This window comes from Brevibacterium permense, assembly GCF_013280495.1.
Classification (GTDB): domain Bacteria; phylum Actinomycetota; class Actinomycetes; order Actinomycetales; family Brevibacteriaceae; genus Brevibacterium; species Brevibacterium permense.
In genome coordinates this window covers 1-1,122 of sequence record NZ_JABSSX010000040.1, presented here as the reverse complement: position 1 = coordinate 1,122, position 1,122 = coordinate 1, and the positions used below count along the sequence as shown (strand labels likewise).

Genomic DNA, 1,122 nt, shown 5'->3' with positions numbered 1-1,122 from the left:
GGGACTGATGCAGGGTTTGGGGACATCTGATCTGGCTTGTTCACAGGCAAGCCTGGAAGGATTGACACCATGCCACAGCCCTATCCGAAAGAGTTCCGCGACGACGTCGTCCGAGTCGCCTCGAACCGCGACGAGAAGACCACGATCGCCCAGATCGCGAAGGACTTCGGCGTCCACGAAGGCACCATCGCGAAATGGTTGCGCCAAGCAGACATCGATGCCGGCAACAAGCCCGGCAATACCACTGACGAGTCCGCCGAGCTGCGCGAGCTGCGACGTCGAACCCGTCTGCTGGAACAGGAGAACGAGGTCCTTCGCAGGGCTGCCGCCTACCTGTCGCAGGCGAATCTGCCGTCAAAAGGCTCTACCCGCTCGTGAGAGAGCTCGCCGCCGACGGGATCCCCGTGGCGGTGTCGTGCCGGGTTCTCAAGCTCTCCCGCCAGCCCTACTACCGATGGCTGGCGGCCCCTGTGCCTGAAGCCGAGGTGGATGAGGCGTATCGGGCCAACGCCCTCTTCGACGCCCACCGAGACGACCCCGAGTTCGGGTACCGGTATCTTGCCGACGAAGCTGAGATCGCCGGCGAGCCCATGGCGGTACGCACCGCATGGCGGCTGTGCTCGGATAACGCCTGGTTCTCGGTCTTCGGCAAGGCCCGGGCCAAGAATGGGAAGAAGCCCGGCCCACCTGTTCACGACGACTTGTGTGTCGTTACCGACGCCGATGGGCGCACCCGCCACGAGTTCCGGGCCGATGGACCGAATCAGCTGTGGCTAACCGATATCACTGAGCATCGCACCGATGAGGGCAAGCTGTACATGTGCGCGATCAAGGATATCTACTCCTCGCGGATCGTCGGCTACTCCATCGGGGCCCGAATGAAGGCGCGCTTGGCCGTAGACGCTCTTGAGATGGCTGTGGCCCGTCGCGGTGGTGACGTGGCCGGATGCGTGGTCCATAGCGATCGCGGCAGCCAATTCCGGTCGAAGAAATTCACCCGCGCATTGGCCCGCCACGGCATCGTCGGGTCAATGGGCCGCGTCGGCGCGGCTGGCGATAATGCGGCTATGGAGAGCTTCTTCGCTCTGTTGCAGAGGAATGTCCTCGACCGTCGCCGGTGGG

The 1,122-nt window shown here is 63.7% G+C and carries 1 protein-coding gene; it reads left to right on the top strand.

The genetic code is table 11. The features are described 5' to 3' along the window. Nucleotides 1-69: 69 nt before the first annotated feature. A protein-coding gene (locus tag HK353_RS16805) for an IS3 family transposase (protein ID WP_245396124.1) occupies nt 70-1,122 on the top strand; the annotation gives its coding sequence in 2 pieces (ribosomal slippage) (nt 70-354 and nt 357-1,122; 1,051 coding nt annotated over the 2 pieces). This gene is flagged as partial in the annotation.